Origin of the sequence: Jannaschia helgolandensis, assembly GCF_900109285.1 — a bacterium.
Taxonomy (GTDB): Bacteria; Pseudomonadota; Alphaproteobacteria; order Rhodobacterales; family Rhodobacteraceae; genus Jannaschia; species Jannaschia helgolandensis.
Map to the genome: position 1 here is coordinate 87,506 of NZ_FNZQ01000005.1, position 20,027 is coordinate 107,532.

General features: G+C 61.9%; 21 protein-coding genes and 1 tRNA gene. 4 read left to right on the forward strand and 18 right to left on the reverse strand.

The window, feature by feature from the left end; translation table 11 throughout:
* Positions 1-98: 98 nt before the first annotated feature.
* Positions 99-536, reverse strand: coding sequence for a DUF302 domain-containing protein (locus BMY38_RS13090; RefSeq protein ID WP_092763857.1), 438 nt, complete (start codon positions 534-536; stop codon positions 99-101).
* 155 nt (positions 537-691) lie between these two features.
* Here BMY38_RS13090 and hisF point away from each other — a divergent pair, with 155 nt between their 5' ends.
* The 3 genes from hisF to BMY38_RS13105 all read left to right on the forward strand — a co-directional run bounded on the left by hisF (position 692) and on the right by BMY38_RS13105 (position 2,932).
* Positions 692-1,456, forward strand: a complete 765-nt coding sequence (gene hisF, locus BMY38_RS13095) for an imidazole glycerol phosphate synthase subunit HisF (RefSeq protein ID WP_092763512.1) — start codon at positions 692-694, stop codon at positions 1,454-1,456.
* Between the two features lie 2 nt (positions 1,457-1,458).
* Positions 1,459-1,785: a phosphoribosyl-ATP diphosphatase gene (locus BMY38_RS13100; RefSeq protein WP_092763514.1), complete on the forward strand. Its 327-nt coding sequence runs from the start codon at positions 1,459-1,461 to the stop codon at positions 1,783-1,785.
* 199 nt (positions 1,786-1,984) lie between these two features.
* Entirely contained in the window at positions 1,985-2,932 is a 948-nt protein-coding gene (locus tag BMY38_RS13105; RefSeq protein WP_175495884.1) for a PRC-barrel domain-containing protein, read from the forward strand.
* Positions 2,933-3,011: 79 nt separating this feature from the next.
* Here the strand turns inward: BMY38_RS13105 and BMY38_RS13110 are convergent, their stop codons facing one another.
* The 3 genes from BMY38_RS13110 to rlmB all read right to left on the reverse strand — a co-directional run bounded on the left by BMY38_RS13110 (position 3,012) and on the right by rlmB (position 4,735).
* The gene (locus BMY38_RS13110) at positions 3,012-3,488 is read right to left on the reverse strand and encodes a CoA-binding protein (protein ID WP_092763518.1); all 477 of its coding nucleotides are present in this window, start codon (positions 3,486-3,488) and stop codon (positions 3,012-3,014) included.
* A gap of 187 nt (positions 3,489-3,675) precedes the next feature.
* Positions 3,676-3,837 carry a hypothetical protein gene (locus BMY38_RS18630; protein ID WP_342707772.1) on the reverse strand — a complete coding sequence of 54 codons (162 nt, stop codon included), beginning with the start codon at positions 3,835-3,837 and terminating at the stop codon, positions 3,676-3,678.
* Positions 3,838-3,925: 88 nt separating this feature from the next.
* A complete protein-coding gene (rlmB, locus tag BMY38_RS13120; protein WP_092763522.1) occupies positions 3,926-4,735 on the reverse strand; it encodes a 23S rRNA (guanosine(2251)-2'-O)-methyltransferase RlmB in 810 nt (269 codons plus the stop codon).
* A 111-nt stretch (positions 4,736-4,846) separates the two neighbouring features.
* Between rlmB and BMY38_RS18190 the strand changes: the two genes are divergently transcribed.
* Positions 4,847-4,930 (forward strand) — tRNA-Tyr (locus BMY38_RS18190).
* 222 nt (positions 4,931-5,152) lie between these two features.
* On the opposite strand, the gene BMY38_RS13125 is transcribed toward BMY38_RS18190, so the two are convergent.
* The 14 genes from BMY38_RS13125 to BMY38_RS13190 all read right to left on the reverse strand — a co-directional run bounded on the left by BMY38_RS13125 (position 5,153) and on the right by BMY38_RS13190 (position 20,013).
* Positions 5,153-5,443, reverse strand: coding sequence for a DUF4387 family protein (locus BMY38_RS13125; RefSeq protein ID WP_092763524.1), 291 nt, complete (start codon positions 5,441-5,443; stop codon positions 5,153-5,155).
* Positions 5,436-6,782 carry an acyclic terpene utilization AtuA family protein gene (locus tag BMY38_RS13130; RefSeq protein ID WP_092763526.1) on the reverse strand — a complete coding sequence of 449 codons (1,347 nt, stop codon included), beginning with the start codon at positions 6,780-6,782 and terminating at the stop codon, positions 5,436-5,438. Before BMY38_RS13130 ends, BMY38_RS13125 begins: the two co-directional genes overlap by 8 nt.
* Positions 6,763-8,295, reverse strand: a complete 1,533-nt coding sequence (locus BMY38_RS13135) for a tripartite tricarboxylate transporter permease (RefSeq protein WP_092763528.1) — start codon at positions 8,293-8,295, stop codon at positions 6,763-6,765. The genes BMY38_RS13130 and BMY38_RS13135 overlap by 20 nt, the downstream gene beginning before the upstream one ends.
* A 1-nt stretch (position 8,296) precedes the next feature.
* Positions 8,297-8,749, reverse strand: a complete 453-nt coding sequence (locus BMY38_RS13140; protein WP_092763530.1) for a tripartite tricarboxylate transporter TctB family protein — start codon at positions 8,747-8,749, stop codon at positions 8,297-8,299.
* Between the two features lie 100 nt (positions 8,750-8,849).
* On the reverse strand, positions 8,850-9,806 hold the full coding sequence (locus BMY38_RS13145; protein WP_092763532.1) for a Bug family tripartite tricarboxylate transporter substrate binding protein: 957 nt from the start codon (positions 9,804-9,806) through the stop codon (positions 8,850-8,852).
* Between the two features lie 135 nt (positions 9,807-9,941).
* Positions 9,942-11,033: an AI-2E family transporter gene (locus BMY38_RS13150; protein ID WP_175495885.1), complete on the reverse strand. Its 1,092-nt coding sequence runs from the start codon at positions 11,031-11,033 to the stop codon at positions 9,942-9,944.
* A gap of 82 nt (positions 11,034-11,115) precedes the next feature.
* Positions 11,116-12,027: a YihY/virulence factor BrkB family protein gene (locus BMY38_RS13155; protein WP_245737613.1), complete on the reverse strand. Its 912-nt coding sequence runs from the start codon at positions 12,025-12,027 to the stop codon at positions 11,116-11,118.
* 77 nt (positions 12,028-12,104) lie between these two features.
* Entirely contained in the window at positions 12,105-12,527 is a 423-nt protein-coding gene (locus tag BMY38_RS13160) for a DUF4112 domain-containing protein (protein WP_092763538.1), read from the reverse strand.
* Positions 12,528-12,628: 101 nt separating this feature from the next.
* Positions 12,629-14,698: a TRAP transporter permease gene (locus BMY38_RS13165; RefSeq protein ID WP_092763540.1), complete on the reverse strand. Its 2,070-nt coding sequence runs from the start codon at positions 14,696-14,698 to the stop codon at positions 12,629-12,631.
* A 113-nt stretch (positions 14,699-14,811) separates the two neighbouring features.
* A complete protein-coding gene (locus BMY38_RS13170) occupies positions 14,812-15,816 on the reverse strand; it encodes a TAXI family TRAP transporter solute-binding subunit (protein ID WP_092763858.1) in 1,005 nt (334 codons plus the stop codon).
* An 84-nt stretch (positions 15,817-15,900) separates the two neighbouring features.
* A complete protein-coding gene (locus tag BMY38_RS13175; RefSeq protein WP_092763542.1) occupies positions 15,901-17,067 on the reverse strand; it encodes a BaiN/RdsA family NAD(P)/FAD-dependent oxidoreductase in 1,167 nt (388 codons plus the stop codon).
* Positions 17,068-17,127: 60 nt separating this feature from the next.
* Positions 17,128-18,411, reverse strand: coding sequence for a TRAP transporter large permease (locus BMY38_RS13180; protein ID WP_092763544.1), 1,284 nt, complete (start codon positions 18,409-18,411; stop codon positions 17,128-17,130).
* A complete protein-coding gene (locus BMY38_RS13185) occupies positions 18,408-18,959 on the reverse strand; it encodes a TRAP transporter small permease subunit (RefSeq protein WP_175495886.1) in 552 nt (183 codons plus the stop codon). Before BMY38_RS13185 ends, BMY38_RS13180 begins: the two co-directional genes overlap by 4 nt.
* 25 nt (positions 18,960-18,984) lie before the next feature.
* On the reverse strand, positions 18,985-20,013 hold the full coding sequence (locus BMY38_RS13190) for a TRAP transporter substrate-binding protein (RefSeq protein ID WP_092763546.1): 1,029 nt from the start codon (positions 20,011-20,013) through the stop codon (positions 18,985-18,987).
* Between the last annotated feature and the right edge of the window lie 14 nt (positions 20,014-20,027).

Below are 20,027 nucleotides of genomic sequence, written 5' to 3' on the forward strand. Positions count from 1 at the left end.
CAAGGATTGAACCGATGCTGTTGACAGGCATCGTTTCACAGTCGGATTGACCTGCCTGACCCCGCGCCTTCCGGACGAAGGCGCGGACATTCGCCGAGTCATTCCACAGCCTTTGCGGTCAGCTTCTGCAACGCACCCGCCGACATTTTCACAGACTCGCTCTCCAGGTCGACGTCCAGCCCGGAAAACATCTCATTCGGGGATTGCCATGTAATGACTGTGCCGTTGTCGCCTTCGGACACCAAAACCCGCAGGGGCAGGATCAGACCGGCGCGCAGATCCTGCTGCATGACAGGGGTTCCTACTTTCGGATTACCGAAAATCAGAAGCTGGCTTTCCGGCAACTCCATATCGACCGATCCGGCGGCGTCCGAATGATCAACGCGTGCGATGACCGACGCGCCCGCGCCTTCGACGGCGGCGACCAGTTTGTCCATCGTCTCGGATACGGAATAAGGTGATGCCAGCGTCTCAAGTGCTACGGCGGGCATGGCAAGGGTAATTGCCGTAACGGCCCCGAGGATGGTACGGATCATATTTTTCTCCCAATCATGATACAGGTAAACCCCGGCCATCTGACGTCTGTTCCCGCTTCACGCAAAGGTCATCGGCGGGGGCCCGCTAACGTCGCCTGCCACCGCCTGCCATCCCTGCCCTTGTCAGGACCGCGAAACCCGGCCACACCGCAACCATGTTGAAAACGCGCATCATCCCCTGTCTGGACGTGGCCGATGGCCGCGTGGTCAAAGGTGTTAACTTCGTCGACCTGATTGATGCCGGCGATCCGGTCGAATCCGCCCGCGCCTATGACGCTGCGGGCGCGGACGAGCTGTGCTTTCTGGATATTCACGCCACACATGAAAATCGCGGCACGATGTATGATCTGGCAACGCGCACGGCCGAGGCCTGTTTCATGCCGCTGACCATTGGTGGCGGCGTCCGCACTGTAGAGGATGTGCGCAACCTGCTGCTGGCGGGGGCCGATAAGGTCAGCTTCAATTCCGCCGCCGTGGCAGACCCTGACGTGCTGTCCCGCGCTGCCGACAAGTTCGGCAGCCAGTGCATCGTCTGCGCCATCGACGCCAGGACCGTCGCCCCCGGCAAATGGGAAATTTTCACCCACGGCGGACGCAAGCCGACGGGCATCGACGCTGTCGAATTCGCCCGTCTGGCCGCCGAGCGGGGTGCAGGCGAGATACTTCTGACATCGATGGATCGGGACGGCACCAAGGCCGGGTTCAATATTCCCCTGACCCGTGCCGTGTCGGATGCGGTAACGATTCCGGTAATCGCGTCTGGCGGCGTCGGCGACCTGGACCACCTGGTCGAAGGCGTGACCGAGGGCCACGCCTCCGCCGTTCTGGCCGCGTCGATCTTTCACTTCGGAACCTATACCATCGGCGAAGCCAAGACACATATGGCAGCCGCCGGTATCCCGGTGCGACTGAAAGGATGACCATGTCCGACAGACCCCACACCCTGGACCGATTGTGGTCGACCATCGAAGACCGGCGCGGCGCCGACCCCGACCAAAGCTGGACGGCGCGGCTTCTCTCGAAGGGTCCGGAAAAATGTGCGGAAAAGTTCGGGGAAGAAGCAATCGAAGCGCTGATCGAAGCCGTTAAGGGCGACACGGACGCCCTCACGCGCGAAGGGGCCGACGTTCTTTATCATTTCTGCATCATGCTGGCATCGCGCGGCGTCACGTTGAAAGACGTGCTGTCTGAACTGGACCGTCGCCACGGAACGTCCGGTGTTGCGGAAAAAGCTGCGCGCAAGCACTGATATGTCGGATCTTTCCGGCCGTTTGAAATTTCAGAAAAACAGAACTTCAGCACTCAACAGTGCCAGTTTCCGCCGGACGGCCCGGATCTTAAAAAGTTGCAAGACGACGCGCCGGATGCGGAACCTTTGCGCCGCCTTGCGTGTTGCCCGGATGACCAACCTGCAAACAGGTCAACCGCTCAACATCAAGGAGACTAGGATGAAAACCCTTTTCGCGTCTACAGCCATTGTAATCGCCATGGCCGCACCCGCATTCGCCGACGCGCACATGGCGTCGGCCTTCGTCCCGTCAATCGACACGGAAGCCCTGCGTGCATCCGATCTGATGGGTGCCCGTCTGTACGTCACCGAAACTGACGTCGAAATGGATGCCGGCTTGTCCGACGAATGGGACGACGTTGGCGAAATTTCTGACATCATAATCGGCAACCAAGGCGGTATAGACGCCGTTTTGGCCGATATCGGTGGCTTTCTCGGCATGGGCGAGCGCACCATCGCAGTGAACATGGATGATCTCAAATTTGTGTCGGATGGACCTGATGCCGATGACTATTTTGTCGTGCTGATCGGCACGCAAGCTCAGTTGGAAGCGGCGCCCGAATTCGACAACGATTTCGTCGAAGGTCGCACACGTGCCGAAGTTAATGCAGAGCGCGATGCCGAACGCACTATGGGAGATGCCGAGCGCACTGAGGAAAATGCCGAGCGCACTCTGGAAAACGCCGAAGTCGAAGTAGAAGAAGCAGGCGATGCAGTCGTAACGACGACTGCCCGGACCGTTGAGGAAGCGGAAAACGCCGTGGACAACATGGCTGATGGCGCCGCCGGAATGATGTCTGCTCCGATGATGGAGCGTGACGGCTACCAGCTGGTCGACAATTCCGCGCTGACCACCGAAGAGCTGACCGGCACCTCGGTCTACGGCACTAACGATGAGCGGATCGGAGAAGTCGGCGAACTTCTGATGACCGACGATGGCAAGCTGGACAAGGCAATCATCGACGTTGGCGGCTTCCTGGGCCTTGGCGAAAAGCCTGTCGCCGTGTCGATGGACAGCCTGACAATCCTGCGGGCCGATGGTGATACGCGCGTTTATATCGACGCCACCGAAGAGCAGCTGGAAAGCATGCCGGACTACGAATACTGATCCCGATACATTCCCTCGTATAGATCAGTGGCCCGTCGCATATTGCGGCGGGCCTATTCCGTTGTGGTCGAGACAGTCTTCACGGAAGGCGCGAACTGACGATTCCTGTGTTGATACCGCCCTGTCGCAACTCACCGAACAGGCGTTGATATTCGATCTTGGGGCATCGGTCCTGAATGAGCGTGATCCCTGCCCCCCCGCAAATCGTGGCGGCTTCGGGGCTGGTTATGCCCACCTGCAACCACACACAGGACAGGCCCGGCAATACACGCACACCTTCCTCCACAAGTGCCGGCACGGCCTCGGGTCTGCGGAAGATATCGAGAACATCGACCGGCGCCCCGATGTCGGACAGTCCGGCCAGAACCGTCTCGCCAAACAGTCTCGTGCCGGCATGGACTGGGTTAACCGGAATCACCCGGAACCCGCGCAGCGATAGATAGCGCGCAACAAAATGGCTGGGTCGAACAGGATTCGGTGACACGCCAACGCAGGCGAAGGTGCGCGCCGTCGTCAGGACATGCCGCAAGTCTGTATCGGAGGGGTTTGTCAACATGGCTGTATGAAACGACAAAAAAAGGCCCGCGACAATGAAGCGCGGGCCTGAAGGTGTGGAACGAGGGACAGTGAATGAAAAACGAGGGTTCCAAACTCGTCTTCCTCAGACATGTAGGTAACGATTGTGCTCGAAAGAAGTTCCGCTCACGTCAATGTTTTTTTCTGTAACGATGAAGCGATGGCGATCAATCGAAAATATCTTCGATCTCGTCGATGATTTCCTCAAGCAATTTCGACATGAAGCTTTTTGGTTTGCGCCGCTTTTTGATGGGTCTGGCAACCTTTGTAGGGGCATGGCGCGCCACGGCACCGGCCTGCGCCGGTCGCAGGCGTTTCATCTGCGTCAAGGGCGCTCCGCATGATCCGCAAGCCAATGCGTGATCACGGTGGCGCAACGCCGTGCGACGTCCACAATAGCAGCATGTCGCCAGCCGTTCAGGCATCATCCCCCCCTGCCCGAATTCGTCCCTGGCTCAACGCGAATAACCCAACGGCAGCAGCGTTCGAGACATTCAGAGATCCGAAGCCTCCTGCCGGATCGATCCGCACTATCCGGTCGCACAAGGTTCGCGTCCGGTCGCGCAGGCCCGGCCCCTCGGCTCCAAGAACGATGGCCGTGGGGGTTGTTGTCAGGGCCACTGCGGCTTCGGTCAGGGTTTCCGGCGCTTCGCCATCCAGCCCGACAAGGGTGTAGCCCATGTCTTTCAACCGTTCCATCGCGTCGCCCAGATTGCCGACGCGTAAATACGGTTGCCGTTCCAACGCGCCCGACGCCGTCTTGGCCAGCGCCCCGGTTTCAGGCGCGGAATGACGGGACGGCGCGATGACGGCCCGTGCACCAAACACCTCGGCAGACCGCAGGATCGCACCCGCATTGTGCGGATCGGTCACCCGGTCCAGCAGGACCAGCAGGGGCGCGTTGCCGCTGCCGGGCCTGGCCAGGTCTTCGAGACGTCCCCAGTCCAGCGCCTTGACCTCCAGCGCGGCCCCCTGATGCACCGATCCAGGGTCGAGCGGGACAGGAAACTTGCGCGGATCGGCAATTTCGGGCGTCATGCCTGACTGCGGCACAACGTCTTCCAGCCGGTCGGCGGCATTCTTGGTCAACACCAATCGCAAACGGTCCCGCATCGGGTTCGCCAGCGCATCGCGCACCGCATGCAGCCCGAACAGCCAGACCGTCGACTGGGCGGCGGCACGACGCGCCTGCTCCTTTTCGACCACCCATTTCGGCTTTTGCACCATGATGTTTCCCCGATCCGACCAGTCTTGTGTTGCAGGCCTTATCGCGCGTGTGCCCAAGGGCCACAACACCGCTTGACCCCACTGGGCGGCCCCGCTATCCCCGCCGCCAGTGGGCGACAGGCCGCAAGGTGTGGCAGGGGACTGTAACTCCCTCGAGGCGACTCACGCCTGGTTCGATTCCAGGGTCGCCCACCAATTTCAAAACAACGAAAATTCCCGAATCCGCCAAGGCTGCGGTGGGGAAGGGATGCGCAGACTGCACTCCTATTTTACCCTATGCCCTTTGAAAAAAGGGAGGGGCCCAATGTTTACGAGTTTTATATCCGCTTGTGCGATGGTCTCAGGGCTTTGCGTAACTGCCAAAGCCTCACTGCCTATCCCGGAGTTGAAATGCTCTGGGAGCCCTGAGGCTGCCGCTCAGAGAACCGGCATCCCCGTCAGCACATTCGCCAGCGCCGCGCCGTGCATGTCCCGATCGCGCGCGCTACCCTGAATCTGCGGGCGCGGCAGACTGATCTTCACGACGTTCAGTTCAGGTAGATCAAAGCGTTTCAGCCCGCTAGCGCGCAAACGTTCGGCAAAAACCTCGGTCGGGATGACCACTACACGCTCATAACCATCCGCGTTGCAAAAGATGTCGATCGTGATCCAGAACGGCCCCGCGTTCTTGGACCGGATGCGCTCAACGATCTGGCCCAGTTCAGACATCCACGACCTCCAGTCGGAAACCATCCATAGGATCGTCCAGCGCCAAAACATGATGCAGCACGAATTCGTATTGCGGTCCAAGGTCCATTTCGGGCGGGGAATACGGGAAGGCAAAGGTTGGCATCGGTTCCTCTGGCGTCAGCGGATGGTGCAGCAGCAGGGGGTTCACCGTCTTGGCCACCTCGCGCGCTGTTGCGGGGTCGGGAGCGATAACCTGCGCCAGAATGCCGATCTCGTTTGGTAAGGCAACTCCCGGCTCCGACGCACCCAAGGTGGCGTCCTTTCCGATGCGGCGCAGCTCCAGATCATATTCGACGTCACCCATCCGCTCAGAGACCTTGCTGCGGGCACGGGCCAGGAGTGAAGCGCACCAGTCGTCGATCTCCGCGACATAACGCGGGTCACGGATCAGGACGAGTGACATGACCCCCTGCCCCGCAACACGCGCGCCCTCCAGCTTCACGGTATAGGGCGCGGCGTGCCATTCGCTGCCCTCGACCCGCACGGACTTGCCCTGCGCTTCGTATGTCGCCGCCGATACGTCCAGATGACCACCCGGTTCGTGCAGTACGATCGGGTCAGAATTCTCGTATAACAGATGCGCCGCCACCGTTCGGGGCGTGGCGACAGAGGCTTCGGCCATAGGCGTTACTGTGAATCCGTTCGCGTCGAACAACAGCTCGATCACGCCGGTATCAGGGTGCGTGCAGCAGAGCGCGCCACATTCGCCCACCTTGGCCCCGTGCCATGCCGCGCCCAAATGGCAGCCATTTGAAATCGGCAAGGCCGCAAGGATCGCCGTGTCGGTGGTGCGTCCGCAGATCACGATTTCGGCCCCCGTCTCCAGCGCGGCCTGAACCTGTTCGACCCCGGCCAGGGCGACGATGTTGCTGCAATCGGCAAGCGTGGCCGGATCGACATCCGGCGCGCCGGACAGCGGCGTTACCTTCGCCCATTCCCTGGCCAGCATGGCCGGGTCCCGGTCGCAATAGAGCACCGCGATTTTGGCGGAACGCCCTGCCTCGGCCAATACCTCGCGCGTGATATCCAGCAGCCAGTCGACCGCAGACCCCGCTCCGCAGGTGCCCGCCGTGCCGATCATCAGCGGGCAACCGGCGCGGTATGCCGCATCGATCAGCGCGCCCCATTCGGCCTTGGTCTGCGCGCGGGAATACTTGCTGACGCCGCGGCCCAGATAGGCGGGACCGCTGTCCGTCGATCCGCCGTCGATGGCGATCAGGTCGGGCTTGCGCGCCAGTCCCGCTTCCAGCGCTTCCGCATCCCAGCCAAGGCCAAGCGCCCCGGCTGGCACCAGCACTCTAGTCGATGGGTTTGGCATGATCCGGCACTTCCATTTCTGGTAGGGTAGGCTTCTTTATGATGCGACGCAGGAACAGCGGCGCAACAAATCCGGTGACAGCAGCCACCCAAAGCCCGATGGATATGCCCGAGGAGAAAAGGAACGATGCATCCCCCGCCGACAGGGTCATCGCCTGCCGCAGCGAGTTTTCCATAGCATTTCCCAGCAGAATGCCAAGGATGATCGGCACGGTCGGAATATCGAGCTTGCGGAATATCCAGCCCATGACCCCGAAGGCGATCATCAGCAGCATGTCGTAATAGCTGCCGGTCAAGGAATAGATGCCGACGAAGCTGACCATCATCACGCCCGGCAGAAGCAGCGCAGGCGGCACAGTCAGGACCTTCACGAAGATCTTCACCAGCGGTACGTTCATGAACAGCAGTACGAAGTTCGCGATCAGCAGCGATGCAATCAGACCCCAGACCACTTCGGGCCGGTTGGCGAAAAGCGTTGGCCCTGGCGTGATGTTCAGCGTCATCAGGACGGCCAGAAGAACGGCAGTCGTCCCGGACCCCGGTACGCCCAGGGTCAGCATGGGGACCAGTGCGCCACCCGCAGCGGCATTGTTTCCGGCCTCGGGCGCGGCGATCCCCTTTGCGACCCCGGTGCCGAAACCTGCCTTGGACCCGCCGATGGATTTTTCCATCATGTAGGTCAGGAAACTGCCCAGCGAAGCACCTGCCCCCGGCAGGACACCGGCGATGAACCCCAGGATCGAGGATCGAAGCATTGTCCAGCGCGTCGACCAGATCTCGCGCCACGGCACGGTCACCTTGTCAAGCTTCACGCCCAGGGCGGACCCGCGGCCATGGCTTTCGATAAAGACAAACACCTCGGACACCGCGAATAAACCAACGATGGCGACAAGGAAGTCGATACCATCGTTCAGATGCAGGTTGCCGCCGGTGAAGCGCGTGACGTTGTTGTTATCGATTCCGATCATCGCGATCCCAAGACCGATGGCCGAGGCCAGGGCCGCCTTGGCCTGGTTCTTGGAGGCAATGCCGCCCAGCGTCGAAAACGCCAGCAGGTAGAGCGCGAAATACTCCGCCGGACCGAACAGATAGGCTACGCGCGCCAGGATCGGGGCTACCAGCGCCAGCATGATCGTGGCGAAGAGTGCGCCAACGAAGGACGCCACGCCCGAAATGACCAGTGCATCGCCCGCGCGGCCCTGTTTGGCCATCGGATAGCCGTCGAGGGTGGTCATCATCGCAGGCTCGTCACCCGGAATGTTCAGCAGGATCGAACTGATCCGGCCGCCGTACATTGCGCCATAGTAGACAGAGGTCAGCAGGACCAGCGCGGCCGTCGCATCAAGACCCATGGAGAAAGTGATGGGGATCAGAAGGGCTACGCCGTTCGATGGGCCAAGCCCCGGAAGCGCACCGACGATGGTGCCGATGAAACAGCCGATGATGGCAAGCATCAGCGTCCAGGGTGTCAGCGCGATGGAAAAGCCGAGGGCGAGGTTCGACAGGATATCCATATCAGAACCAGCCTTTCGGGACGCCCAGAAGGCCCAGCCCAAGCACGAACTTGAAAAGAACATAGAGACCGCCGGAAAGGCCGAGACCCGCTGCCACAGCGAACTTCGCGCGCGGGTCGATCTGATAGCTGAGGATCGCGGCGGCGATGGCGGTCGGGATCAGAAAGCCCAGCGGCTTGATCGCATAGGCATAGGCCACGAGCGTCAGCATCGCCATAAGCAGCGTTCCGACAGTGCGCAGGGGCGGAAATTCGGGGTCCGGATCGGGTTTCACGATCAACATCAGACCACAGACGACAGACACACCCGCCACGATCAGCGGAAACGTCTTGGGGCCAACCGGATCAACGATGAACCCTTGTTTGAATTGCAGGGCGGCGACCCCGTAGGCCACCGCCACCAAGACGACGACCACACCGAAAATGCGGTCGCCCTTGCCGTTCGAAAGGTTCATGCCGGGACCCCCGAAAAAGTCCCGCCATGATCATTCGCAGTGCGAAGCATTGGCACATTGCACGGTTTCGCGGGCGTGTGACCCGATGCTTCGCGGCACATCACTGGATGATGCCGATTTCGCGCGACAGCGCCTGAACGTCCGCGATGTTCTTGTCGATGAACGCCTGGAAATCGTCGCCTACGACGGTGAACGGGGCAAGACCGTTGTCGGCCATCGCCTGCTGCCACTCCTCGCTGTCGGCCACGGCCTGCAACTTGGCGGCCCAGTCGTTGAACGTCTCGTCCGACACGCCCTTGGGCACATAGAGACCACGCCAGTTCACGGCGACCACATCGACGCCCTGTTCCTTGGCGGTCGGGATGTCGAAGCCGGGCACACGCTCGTCGGCGAGAACGGCGATGGCACGTACGTCACCGGATTCGAGGAAGCCCACGATTTCCGACATGTCGCCTGTCATGCCCTGGGTGAACCCGCCGATGGTCTGGGTAATCGCATCCGCGCCGCCGTCGACACCTATGTAACGGATCGAACGCACGTCCTCGACGCCATAGGCCTTGGCCAGCTGCAGGACTTTCAGGTGGTCGAAGCCCCCTGCTGCGGAGCCACCGGCAAAGGCGACCGAGCCGGGATCGGCTTTCATCGCATCCAGTAGATCGGTCAGGTTCTGATAGGGGCTATCGGCAGCCACGACGATCACACCGGGATCGGCCCCGATGGCACCGACGAAGCGGACCTGATCGGCGGTCGCGCCGCCGTAGGCATCCTGCGCCAGACGGGTGGCGGTTGCCTGCGATGCGGCCACGATCAGATCGGAGTCATCGTTGCGTTCGTTCACCACGGTCGTGAAGGCCACGCCGCCGCCGCCACCGGCCATGTTGGTGACCTGAATCGGCTGATCGACTTCGCCGATATCATACATGATTTTGCCGATCTGGCGGCAGGTGAAATCCCAGCCACCGCCAGGGTTGGCAGGCGCGATGCATTCAGCCGCGGATGCGGAACCGCCCACGAAAATGGCTGCACCCGTCAGCAGGGCGCGGAGTTTGTTGGTCATGGTGTCCTCCCAGACATTGGGCCGGTCTGTTCATCCGGCCTTCGGCTGCGAACGGTAACACCTACGCCACGAGGTTCAATCCCTGTTTGTGGGTGTTTTTGCCAGCCCGCGACTGCAAAAACTCCGCGTTTGCAGTCAGGACCTGTCCGGGGCGGTGGGTTTTATCGTGTGCTCCCTTGCGGGCAGGAAGCCTTCTGCATCCCCGAGAAACAGTCCGACCTTGCGGAGTTTCGGCACGCTGTCGCAGATGACCTTGACCACGATCAGCGCCGGGACAGCCACGACCATTCCCATCACCGACCAGATCCATGCGAAGAACGCGACCGACAGGAACACCATCGTGACATTCAGGCGCAGGCGCTGGCCAACAAGCGCCGGGGTGATGAACTGCCCCTCCAACGCCGTCAGGGCATAATATGTGCCGAAAACGCCAAGTGCCATCCAGGGATCGAGAAACGACACATACGCGATCAGCGCCGAGATAAGCGCGCCGACAACCGCACCCACGAATGGCACGAAATTCAGAAGCGCGGCCATGATTCCGATCAACCAGGGCGACGGCATATCCCACCACCACATTCCGGCCCCTATCACGAGGCCCAGAACCGCATTGATCAACGTGATCGCGCCCAGATAATTTCCCAGACGTGCCTCGATCGTGCGAATCATCGTGACAGTATTTTTCTTTTCCTGAAACCGGTCCGAGACCTTCACCGCTTTCTGGATAAACATATCCCCGGATGCCACCAGGAAGAACAGCAGGGAAATCGCGAAGACAATCTGACCCAGCAGACCAGGTGCGACCGATACGACCGAGGTTGCCAGACCGACATTATCGACGACCTCAACCTGCATAGGGGGCTGTTCCCCCGTCGCTTCGAGTACCCGCCCCGAGGCATCGGCCGCCTGTGTCAATGGCTCCAGCAGTCCGCCTGGACCCATCAGTGTGGTCATCAGATCTTCAAACAGACCCGGAATGTCGGTGACGAATTCATAGACCGGCTCGCTCAGCGCCAGGATGCCCAGGAAAAGCGCGGCACCGATCGAGACTGTGAAAAGTGCTGCTGAAACCGGTGCAGGAATACCGATCCGCTCCAGTGCACGGCGCGGCGCATTGAGGATGAAGTAGCCAAGAATTGCGGTCGTCACGGGGATCAGGAATTGCGACGCAAAAATCAGCCCCTGTATCAGGAGAAGAATGAAGATACCTGTGACGGGAACGGCCAAGGGATGTCGTGAGGAGGTAGGAGGGGCCGGAATTTCAGTTTCCGATTTCTTGCCCGAAAGGTCTGGCATCTCGCCAGAAGGGTCAGCTTGCAGCGCCAAGTTCATCCGCCTTTTTCGCGCCGCGGTGACCCATGGGTTCACGCGCGCCGGTTGTTGTGTCCCGCGCCGTCTGTGCCTCGATCTCGGAATTCAGTTCGGCCCCCAGAAGCACGACATAGGCGGACAACCACATCCACATCAGCAGAACGATGACGCCCGCGATTGAGCCGAATGTCTCGTTATAGCTGCCGAAATTCTGAACATAGATGGAAAACCCGATTGACGCGACGACCCAGAGCAGACTGGCCGCAATAGCACCCGGCGTCAGCCAGCGCAGCTTGGCGGGCGATCTGTCCGGTCCCCAGCGATAAAGGACAACGACACCCGACACGAAGATCAGGGCCATCGGGACGTAGGCCAGAATCTGAACCAGCGTCTCCATCCCCGGAGCTATGGTGACAAAGGCCAGAACGATAGGAACGACGACAATCAGCATAGCGGCGATCAGGACGCCCAATATCATCGAGATCGTCATCGCCAGAGTCATGAGCTTCAGCCGGATAAACCCGCGCGTTTCCTGCTCGTCATAGGCGACATTAAGCCCCTGGATAAGACTTCCGACCCCCGCTGAGGCCGACCAGAGCGCCAAAGCCAGACCAAGGATCAAACCAAAGGTCAGGCCCGCGCCCTGACCGCCGGCGACCGACTGGGCCTGCGTCAAAAGAATTTCGCTGACGTCCGGGGGCACGACTTTCCCGACCCCTTCCAATGCGGCAACAAGCTCTTCCGGTTGATAGAGTAACCCTGCCAGAGCCATCAGCGCAGTAATCGCCGGAAAAATCGCAAGAAGACCGTAAAACGCTATGCCTGCGGCAATCAGGCCTACGTTGTCATTGGTAATCTCACTTTTCAGACGCCATGCGATATCTTTCCAGCCCTTCGCGGGAATGGCCATAGGCTTTCCGGCGTCCCGACCACGTCCCGGCTGCTCTGCGTCTGCCTCGGCAGTAGTAAGAGGTTGGTTCAAATCGGTCATGCAGCGTTCTTTCTGTGTTTCGGCAAGTCGGACGATTGAAATCTGTCGGTCGTATCCGAGGCGTGGTTCAGACTTCCCTGCTTCTCCAGATGGCTGCGCAGCAGGTCTACGTTGCGACGGTTGGCCCGCAGCCCGACATCCAGGATATCGCCGACGATCGGCACGGACCCGATCAGCCAGTCCAGTCCCGTATTTCCGGCCATCCGCAATTTGACACCTTTCGACGCGCCCATGCGGTGCGCTTCCAGCCAGATATAGGCGGCGGGAGCCAGTGCAGCGATGTCCCCGATGCCCGGAACAAGCCCCAGTATCGCATCCCAGCCGAACCGAATATTCGTCAGCGGCAGGCGGTAGCGACTGTCGAGGTTGTTCGCCAGCCGGTCAAGACGGTCGATGCGGGCCTGCGTGTGGGGCGTCATGGGCGTGTTCTCCTGCGGGGAACAGACGCACGAGGATGCGGGAGGGTTCCCGTCGCCCTGAAGAACCCACGTGCGATGCGACCGCCCCTCCCGTCCGGGATCTATGCGGTTGCAGCCGGATCGGATGACCACGCGCGTATCTGCAACGCCACCACCGGCGCCAGCAGCGCCATGCCCACCGCCATCGTCAGCAACCCCGGCGCGATGAACAGGAACGCCACCAGACCGACCCACCATCGCTGAATCTTCGGCAACGGCGTCAGCAGGAAACCTGAGAACGCCACGCCCAGCGACGCGATGCCCAGCGCCGCGCCAGTCAGGGTGATCGCGAAGGCGGACCAGGTGAACCCGTCGGCCACCAGCAGAAGCGACGGCGAATAGACGAAGACGAAAGGCACCAGCGCCTTGGCGATGCCCAGCCGGAACGCGGTATTGCCGGTCTTGAACGGATTGGCCCCGGCAATACCCGCGGCGGCATAGGCCGCAAGTGCGACGGGTGGCGTGATGTCAGCCAGCACGCCGTAGTAGAAGACGAAGAAGTGCGCGACCAGCGGCTGCACCTCCTGCACGGCCAGCGCGGGCGCGGCGACGGCGACGAGGATGATATATGTCGCTGTCGTCGGAATGCCCGCGCCCATGATGATGCAGGCGATGGCGATCAGGATCAGCGATATGAACAGCGACCATTGCGCCACCCCGAAGAAGTTAAAGGGCCAGAGCCCACCCAGCACGCCGCCGATATCGTTGGCCGTCTGGACCACGACATATCCCAACCGGAAGCCGACGCCCGTCAGGGTCACGACACCCACGATGACGCCCACCGTCGCCGCAGCGGCACCCACGGCCAGCGTATTCTTGGCCCCTGCCGCCAGAGCCTTCCACAGGTCCACAAACGTCAGACGGTTCACCGGGTTCAGAACGCCCACGACGATACAGGCGAAGATGCCGTAAACGGCGGCGTAATCCGGCGTCCAGCCGTTCAGGATCATGTAGACCAGCAGGACCAGCGGGATGATCGACAGCCAGTGCTGGCGCAGCACGACCCCCATCTTGGGCAGCTCGCTGGCCTTCAATCCACGCAGGCCCAGCCGCTTCGCCTCCAGATGGACCATGATAAAGATGCCGAAGTAATGCAGCATCGCGGGGAATAATGCGGCGGCCAGCACATCGCGCAAAGGGATTTCGAGGTATTCGACCATGATGAAGGCCGCAGCCCCCAGGATGGGCGGCGTGATCTGTCCGCCGGTGGATGCCGTCGCCTCGACCGCGCCGGCGAAGTGCGGCGGATAACCGACCTTCTTCATCGCCGGAATGGTCAGCGCACCGGTCGTCACCGTATTGGCGATGCTGGACCCCGAAATCGTACCCATGAAGGCCGACGAGAAGATCGCCACCTTGGCCGGACCGCCGGAATAGCGCCCGGCAATGACCATGGCGATGTCGATGAACAACTGCCCCAGCCCGATGCGCGTGGCCAGCACGCCGAAGACGATGAACAGGAACACGTATTTTGCCATCACCCCGATGGCGATGCCGTAGATGCCCTGATTGGTCATATAGAGGTGGTTGATCAGGCCCAGCCATGACGTCCCGCCATGCTTGAGCAGACCCGGTGCCCATGGGCCGAACAGTGCGAACAGCACGAAGACCAGAGCGATCAGCGGCAGGGTCGGACCGACCGAGCGGCGCGTCGCCTCCAGCGTCAGTATCAGCAACGCCGTGCCCATGAACACATCCAGTTGCGACGGATTGCCGACGCGCACGGCCAGCGCCTCGGGTGGCAAAAGGGGCAGATACATTGCCGAAGCCACGGCCAGCACCGCGAACACCATGTCCAGGATCGGAATGCCTCCGATCCGCCACCAGGCCCGCGCGGGCAGATCCGTCGATGGCGCGCGCCGCCATCCGAACAGCAGGAACACAAGGCCCAGTACGAACGAGATGTGAATGCCCCGGTGCAGCAACTCGCGGATCAGGCCGAAGCCCCCGGCGTAGATGTGATACACCGACATCGCCACGAGGAGCGCTGAAATGATGGCACCAAGTATAGGACCGGTGGGGCGAAACGCGGTTTCCGGGTCATACTTGCGTTCGATCTCGGCCAGTTGTTCCGGGGTCAGTTCCGGCCTGTCGTCAGATGTCGTATCGGATGCAATGTCGGTAGACGTCATGGCGGGCCTCTGATGTCAGGGTGAGGCGCGGGCCAGCGGCCAGCGGACACGTCGAATGAGGGTGGGCAGGCCCGCAGCGCAGGCCCGCCCGTTCGGATCTGACGAAGCGTCGATTACTTCAGGATGCCGACTTCCCTGTAGAATCGTTCAGCCCCGGCATGCAGCGGAACGCCAACACCGTTCAACGCGGTCTCCAACGTGATGGAGCTGCCCTTGGCGTGGCCTACGTCCAGCAAAACGCGCGACTGTTCGTTCCACAGTGCCTTGGTGATCTCGTAGATCAGGTCGTCGTCGGCTTTGGCCGATGTGAACCACTGCGCTCCGACCGAAATCGTGCCCGCGCCTGCGACGCCTTCATACGTCCCCTCCGGGATCTCGCTTGCGGCGAAGAAGCCGTATGCGTCGGTCAGCTTGGCGCTTACGTCACCGTCGATCGGAACGATCTTGATGTCGGTGGCTGAGGCCAGTTCGACCACCGCTCCCGTCGGGTACCCGGCAACAGCGAAGAAAGCGTCGATCTGACCGTTACGTAGCGCGTTGGCCGCGTCTGAACCTTTGAGCGCCTCGACCGTGATATCAGCCTGGCTCAGGCCACCGGCCTCCAGGATCAGGTTCGCATCGACATAGGTGCCGGATCCCGGCTCATCCAGCGAAACGCGCTTACCCTTGAGATCCGCGACCGAGTCGATGCCGCTGTCAGCCAAGGCGACCAGATGGATATGCTCTTCGAACAGGGCGGCGATGGTCCGCAGGTCTTCCGCGGGCGGCTCGCCCTCCATGGTGCCGGTGCCGGTATAGGCCCAATAGGCCACGTCCGACTGGGCAAATCCGCTGTCGCGCAAGCCCGAGACGATTGCGTTGATGTTATCGACCGATCCGCGCGACGACACGGCGGAGGCGATCAGCCCCTCGACCCCGCAGCTACCACCCTCGCCGCATTCGCGCGATCCAGGTGGTCTTGAGATCGCGTTGGCGATGACGCCACCGACCGGATAATAGGTGAAAGACGTGCCTCCAGTCCCGATGGTGAAGAACTTGAGGTCCTGCGCGCTGGCAGCCCCCGTCAGCCCGAGGGCCAGTACCGCCGACAGCGCAGCAGTCTTGAATGTGTGGATCATCATCGTCTCCCTGAGTTGAGGTCTTTTCGACCTTTCATGCCGCCACGTTGACCGAGGGGAAGAGGATTGACAACAGCATCCTCGTCACCGCCGCATCGCGATGGCCTGCCCGGCCGCGGCCCCCGAAGACCATGCCCACTGGAAGTTGTAACCGCCCAGCCAGCCGGTTACGTCCACCGCTTCGCCGATGGCGTAAAGGCCCGGAACCGTCCGCGCCTCCATCGTTTTCGACGACAGCGCGGCGGTGTCGATGCCGCCCGCCGTGACTTCGGCCTTGGCATACCCTTCAGTGCCCGACGGTCGGAACGTCAGGTCGGTCAGGATGTCGGCGGCCCGGTCCAGATCGGCGTCGGAGACGTTACCCAGTTCGGTCGTCACCCCGATCCGCGTGGACAGAACATCGGCCAGACGGACAGGCAGATGTTCTGTCAATGCAGCCTTCATGTGCGCGCGCGGCATGCGCTTGCGCGCGGCGCGCAGCTTGCCTGCCGCGTCCGGCAGCACGTTCAGCGACACTGTGTCACCGGGCGACCAATAGGACGACACCTGAAGAATGGCGGGACCGGACAGGCCCTTGTGGGTGAACAACGCCGCCTCCTGAAAAGATCGGCCGCGTACCCGTGCCGTGGCCGGGCAGGACACGCCCGAAATCTCACGAAAGGGCATGTCATCACCGCCCAGCGTGAACGGCACCAGCGCCGGACGCGGCGCCACGAGCCCCAGCCCGAACTGCCGCGCGATGTCGTAGGCCACGCCGGTCGCACCCATCTTGGGGATGGATGGCCCGCCGGTTGCGATGACCAGTTGCGGCGCGCTGGCCCCGGCGACCCGGAACTGCCCGTCCGCATGGATGACGGCACCCAGTTGCGTCGACAGCCGAACATCCACTCCGCCGCGAGCGCATTCATCCAGCAGCATCGCCACGATCTGGCGGGCCGATCCGTCGCAGAACAGTTGCCCCAGCGTCTTTTCATGCCAGTCGATGCCATGGCGTTCGACCAGTGCCAGAAAGTCCCACTGCGTATATCGGCTGAGCGCGGATTTCGCGAAATGCGGATTGTCGGACAGGAAGCATTCGGGTTCGGTGCCGGTGTTGGTGAAATTGCAGCGCCCGCCGCCAGAGATCAGGATCTTCTTGCCGGCCTTGTCGGCATGATCCAGCACCAGAACGCGCGCGCCCGCCTGCCCTGCCGTGGCCGCCGCCAGAAGCCCGGCGCCGCCCGCGCCCAGAACAATTGCATCATACCGCATGGCGCGCCTTCTAGAACGCGTCATGCAGGGCGGCAATCGTCAGACAATCGGGCGGTGCGTTTATTCCAATGCCGCAGGCAGCCAAAGCGCGATATCGGGCAGCGCGATCAGGGCCGCCACCATCACCAGCATCATCACGACATAAGGGATCGTGCCCAGCATCACCTCGTTCAGCGACCCGGATTTCCGGGCACCCTGCACGACATAGAGGTTCAGGCCGACAGGCGGGGTAATCAGCGCCATCTCGATCAGGACGATCATCAGGATACCGAACCAGATCGGGTCGTAGCCCTGTTCCAGCACCAGCGGCACGATGATCGGGATGGTCACGACCATCAGCGACAGCGTCTCGATGAAGAAACCCAGCACGATATAGAGCACAACTACGACAAGGATCGTGCCCAGCGGCCCCAGACCCATGCCGTCCATGAAGGTCGTGATCTCTCGGCCCAGACCGGCAGAGGCCAGCGTGAAGTTCAGGAACGATGCCCCGATCACGATCAGCATGATCATAGACGTGATCTTGACCGTGCCCAGCAGACTGTCGCGCAGCATCGCGCCGTTGATACCGCCGAACAGGGCGGCGATCAGGAACGCACCTGCGACCCCCACGGCGGCGGCTTCAGTCGGCGTGGCCCAGCCGCGATAGATCGAGCCGACGATCAGCCCGAACAGCAGAATGATCGGGCCGAGATCAAGCAGTGCGCGCAGCATCTGCTGGATCGGAAATGTTCTCCGCACGCCGCCCAGCGACGGACGGATAACACATATCAGAACTGTGATTCCCATGAACGCCAGTGCCAGGGCCAGTCCGGGGACCAGACCAGCCAGAAACAGCCGAGGAATCGAGGTCTGCGTCAGAAAGCCATAGACAATCAGGTTTATCGACGGCGGGATCATGATGCCCAGCGTGCCGCCCGCTGCGATCGCGCCGGAGAAGAGTTTTGGGTCATAGCCCAGACGTTCGGCCTGTGGCATGGCGACCGTGGCGACAGTGGCGGCAGTGGCCACTGACGACCCGGATGTGGCGGAGAACATCGTGGCTGTGGCGATATTGGCATGGATCAGGCCACCGGGCAGCCAGCTGACCCAGCGGTCCAATGCAGCGTAGGTGCGGGTCGCGACGCCGGAGCGGACCAGAATTTCGCCCAGCAGAACGAAGAAAGGTATCGCGATCAGCGTGGCCGAATTGGACGATGACCACACCATGTTGCCGAGTCCGCGAGACAGCGGAAAGGACGAAAAGAACGCATCGACGCCGAACCCCAGCAGGAACAGCACGATGCCGACCGGAATCGAGAGGGCCAGAAGCCCCAGCAACCCGCCGGCGACGGCACCGATCATTGCAGCGTCTCCTGCTCGGCGAATGCACCGATGATAGCCTCGGTCTCCTCGGCGCGACCCCGCAGAACCATAGACAGCGCAAGGCAGGTGACCAGGGCCGAAACCGTTGCGAACCAGATCCAGCCGGCGAACCACGGGACCTGCACCCAGATCAGCGGCGTTTCCAGCGGCGTGTTGGCGCGGCTGCTGTTGGTCAGCGACCGCTCGACCACGGGCCAGGCCTGGATCGCGATGAAGGTGACCGTCGCCGTCAGCACGATCATCGAAAAGATATCGGCCATGGCCTTCAGGCCGGTTCCGCCGCGCGACCGCAGCAGGTCGATGCGGACATGCCCCAACTCCAAGAGAGTATAGGACATGCCCCAGGCGGTTCCGATAGCCATCGCGTAGCCCGCGATTTCATCGGTGCCGCCAAGCGACGAGCCCAGACGGCGGAGGATGATATCGGCCAGCACGAATGCGGCACAGGCCAGCAGCATCGCGCCAGTCGCCAGCGCGACCCAGCGGTTGATGCGCCGCAGCCTGTCGATCCAGATCAGTTCCATCATCCGGGCCCCATTCACATCCGGCCCGTCACTCGATCGTCACACCGACGACGGCACCCACGCTGTCGTTCCAGCGCTGCGCCCAGTCGCCGCCCGCGCGGTCCGCCCATTCCGGCAGAACCTCGGTCGTCAGGATATCGCGCGCTTTCTGGAAATCGGCGTCGGACACTTCGACCAGCGTCATCGACCGAGCCTCGCCCGAGGCACACTCGCCGTTACCGGTCAGGCAGGCGATGTCATTGACCAGTGCGCCCTGCGCCGCGGCCCAGGCCGGATCCTCAAAATCGGCCTTGATCGAGGTGCGGATCGCGTCCTGCGTTTCGGCATCGAGGCTGTTCCACTTGTCGAGGTTCATCGCCGTCACGACCGAGTCCCAACCGCCCAGCGGCAGCGGCAGCAGATGGGTCGAGACTTCCCACCATCCGGCGGAATAGCCCGACCCTGCCCCGGTGACCGCGCAGTCGACGACGCCGTTCTGCAGCGCGCCCGGTACTTCGGCAAAGGACACGTTGACACCCTCGGCACCGAGGGCTTCCAGCAGTTTGGCGGTCATGCGGCCGGAGGCACGGACTTTCAGCCCGGTCAGGTCATCCAGCGTGGCGATCTCTCCGTTGCAGAACACGACCTGTGGCGGATAGGGCGCGATCGCCAGCATTTCGGCGTTGAAACGGTCGCGGAAGATGTCGGCGACCATCGGCTTGGCGGCCTCGACCATCGCACGGGCCTCGTCCGCCGTCAGTGCCACCAGGGGCACATCCAGACCTTCCAGTTCCGGCGCATCGGAAACGGCGTAATCGGCCACGGTCATCGCCACGTCATACACGCCCTGCCCCAGCAGCGGATAGATGTCGCCCAGCCCCAGGTTCATCTGATTGTGCGTCGTCATCTCGACCTCAAGGCCCGGCACTGCGGCAGGCAGGATCTCGGTCCAGAACGGGGTTTCGTATTGCTGGTTCAGCGGCAGGCTGGACCAGCTGCCGACGACCGAAAGGGTTTGGGCCGCGGCGGGTCCGGCCAGAGCGGTGCCGAGGGCCAGAAGGGTCAGTGTGCTTTTCATGATCTCTCTCCTTG

Bases quoted from the DNA above. Each gene is read 5' to 3' on its own strand.
- BMY38_RS13090 (WP_092763857.1), bottom strand. From the start codon at position 536: ATGATCCGTACCATCCTCGGGGCCGTTACGGCAATTACCCTTGCCATG.
- hisF (WP_092763512.1), top strand. From the start codon at position 692: ATGTTGAAAACGCGCATCATCCCCTGTCTGGACGTGGCCGATGGCCGC.
- BMY38_RS13100 (WP_092763514.1), top strand. From the start codon at position 1,459: ATGTCCGACAGACCCCACACCCTGGACCGATTGTGGTCGACCATCGAA.
- BMY38_RS13105 (WP_175495884.1), top strand. From the start codon at position 1,985: ATGAAAACCCTTTTCGCGTCTACAGCCATTGTAATCGCCATGGCCGCA.
- BMY38_RS13110 (WP_092763518.1), bottom strand. From the start codon at position 3,488: ATGTTGACAAACCCCTCCGATACAGACTTGCGGCATGTCCTGACGACG.
- rlmB (WP_092763522.1), bottom strand. From the start codon at position 4,735: ATGGTGCAAAAGCCGAAATGGGTGGTCGAAAAGGAGCAGGCGCGTCGT.
- BMY38_RS13125 (WP_092763524.1), bottom strand. From the start codon at position 5,443: ATGTCTGAACTGGGCCAGATCGTTGAGCGCATCCGGTCCAAGAACGCG.
- BMY38_RS13130 (WP_092763526.1), bottom strand. From the start codon at position 6,782: ATGCCAAACCCATCGACTAGAGTGCTGGTGCCAGCCGGGGCGCTTGGC.
- BMY38_RS13135 (WP_092763528.1), bottom strand. From the start codon at position 8,295: ATGGATATCCTGTCGAACCTCGCCCTCGGCTTTTCCATCGCGCTGACA.
- BMY38_RS13140 (WP_092763530.1), bottom strand. From the start codon at position 8,749: ATGAACCTTTCGAACGGCAAGGGCGACCGCATTTTCGGTGTGGTCGTC.
- BMY38_RS13145 (WP_092763532.1), bottom strand. From the start codon at position 9,806: ATGACCAACAAACTCCGCGCCCTGCTGACGGGTGCAGCCATTTTCGTG.
- BMY38_RS13155 (WP_245737613.1), bottom strand. From the start codon at position 12,027: ATGGCCATTCCCGCGAAGGGCTGGAAAGATATCGCATGGCGTCTGAAA.
- BMY38_RS13160 (WP_092763538.1), bottom strand. From the start codon at position 12,527: ATGACGCCCCACACGCAGGCCCGCATCGACCGTCTTGACCGGCTGGCG.
- BMY38_RS13165 (WP_092763540.1), bottom strand. From the start codon at position 14,698: ATGACGTCTACCGACATTGCATCCGATACGACATCTGACGACAGGCCG.
- BMY38_RS13170 (WP_092763858.1), bottom strand. From the start codon at position 15,816: ATGATCCACACATTCAAGACTGCTGCGCTGTCGGCGGTACTGGCCCTC.
- BMY38_RS13175 (WP_092763542.1), bottom strand. From the start codon at position 17,067: ATGCGGTATGATGCAATTGTTCTGGGCGCGGGCGGCGCCGGGCTTCTG.
- BMY38_RS13180 (WP_092763544.1), bottom strand. From the start codon at position 18,411: ATGATCGGTGCCGTCGCCGGCGGGTTGCTGGGGCTTCTGGCCCTCTCG.
- BMY38_RS13185 (WP_175495886.1), bottom strand. From the start codon at position 18,959: ATGATGGAACTGATCTGGATCGACAGGCTGCGGCGCATCAACCGCTGG.
- BMY38_RS13190 (WP_092763546.1), bottom strand. From the start codon at position 20,013: ATGAAAAGCACACTGACCCTTCTGGCCCTCGGCACCGCTCTGGCCGGA.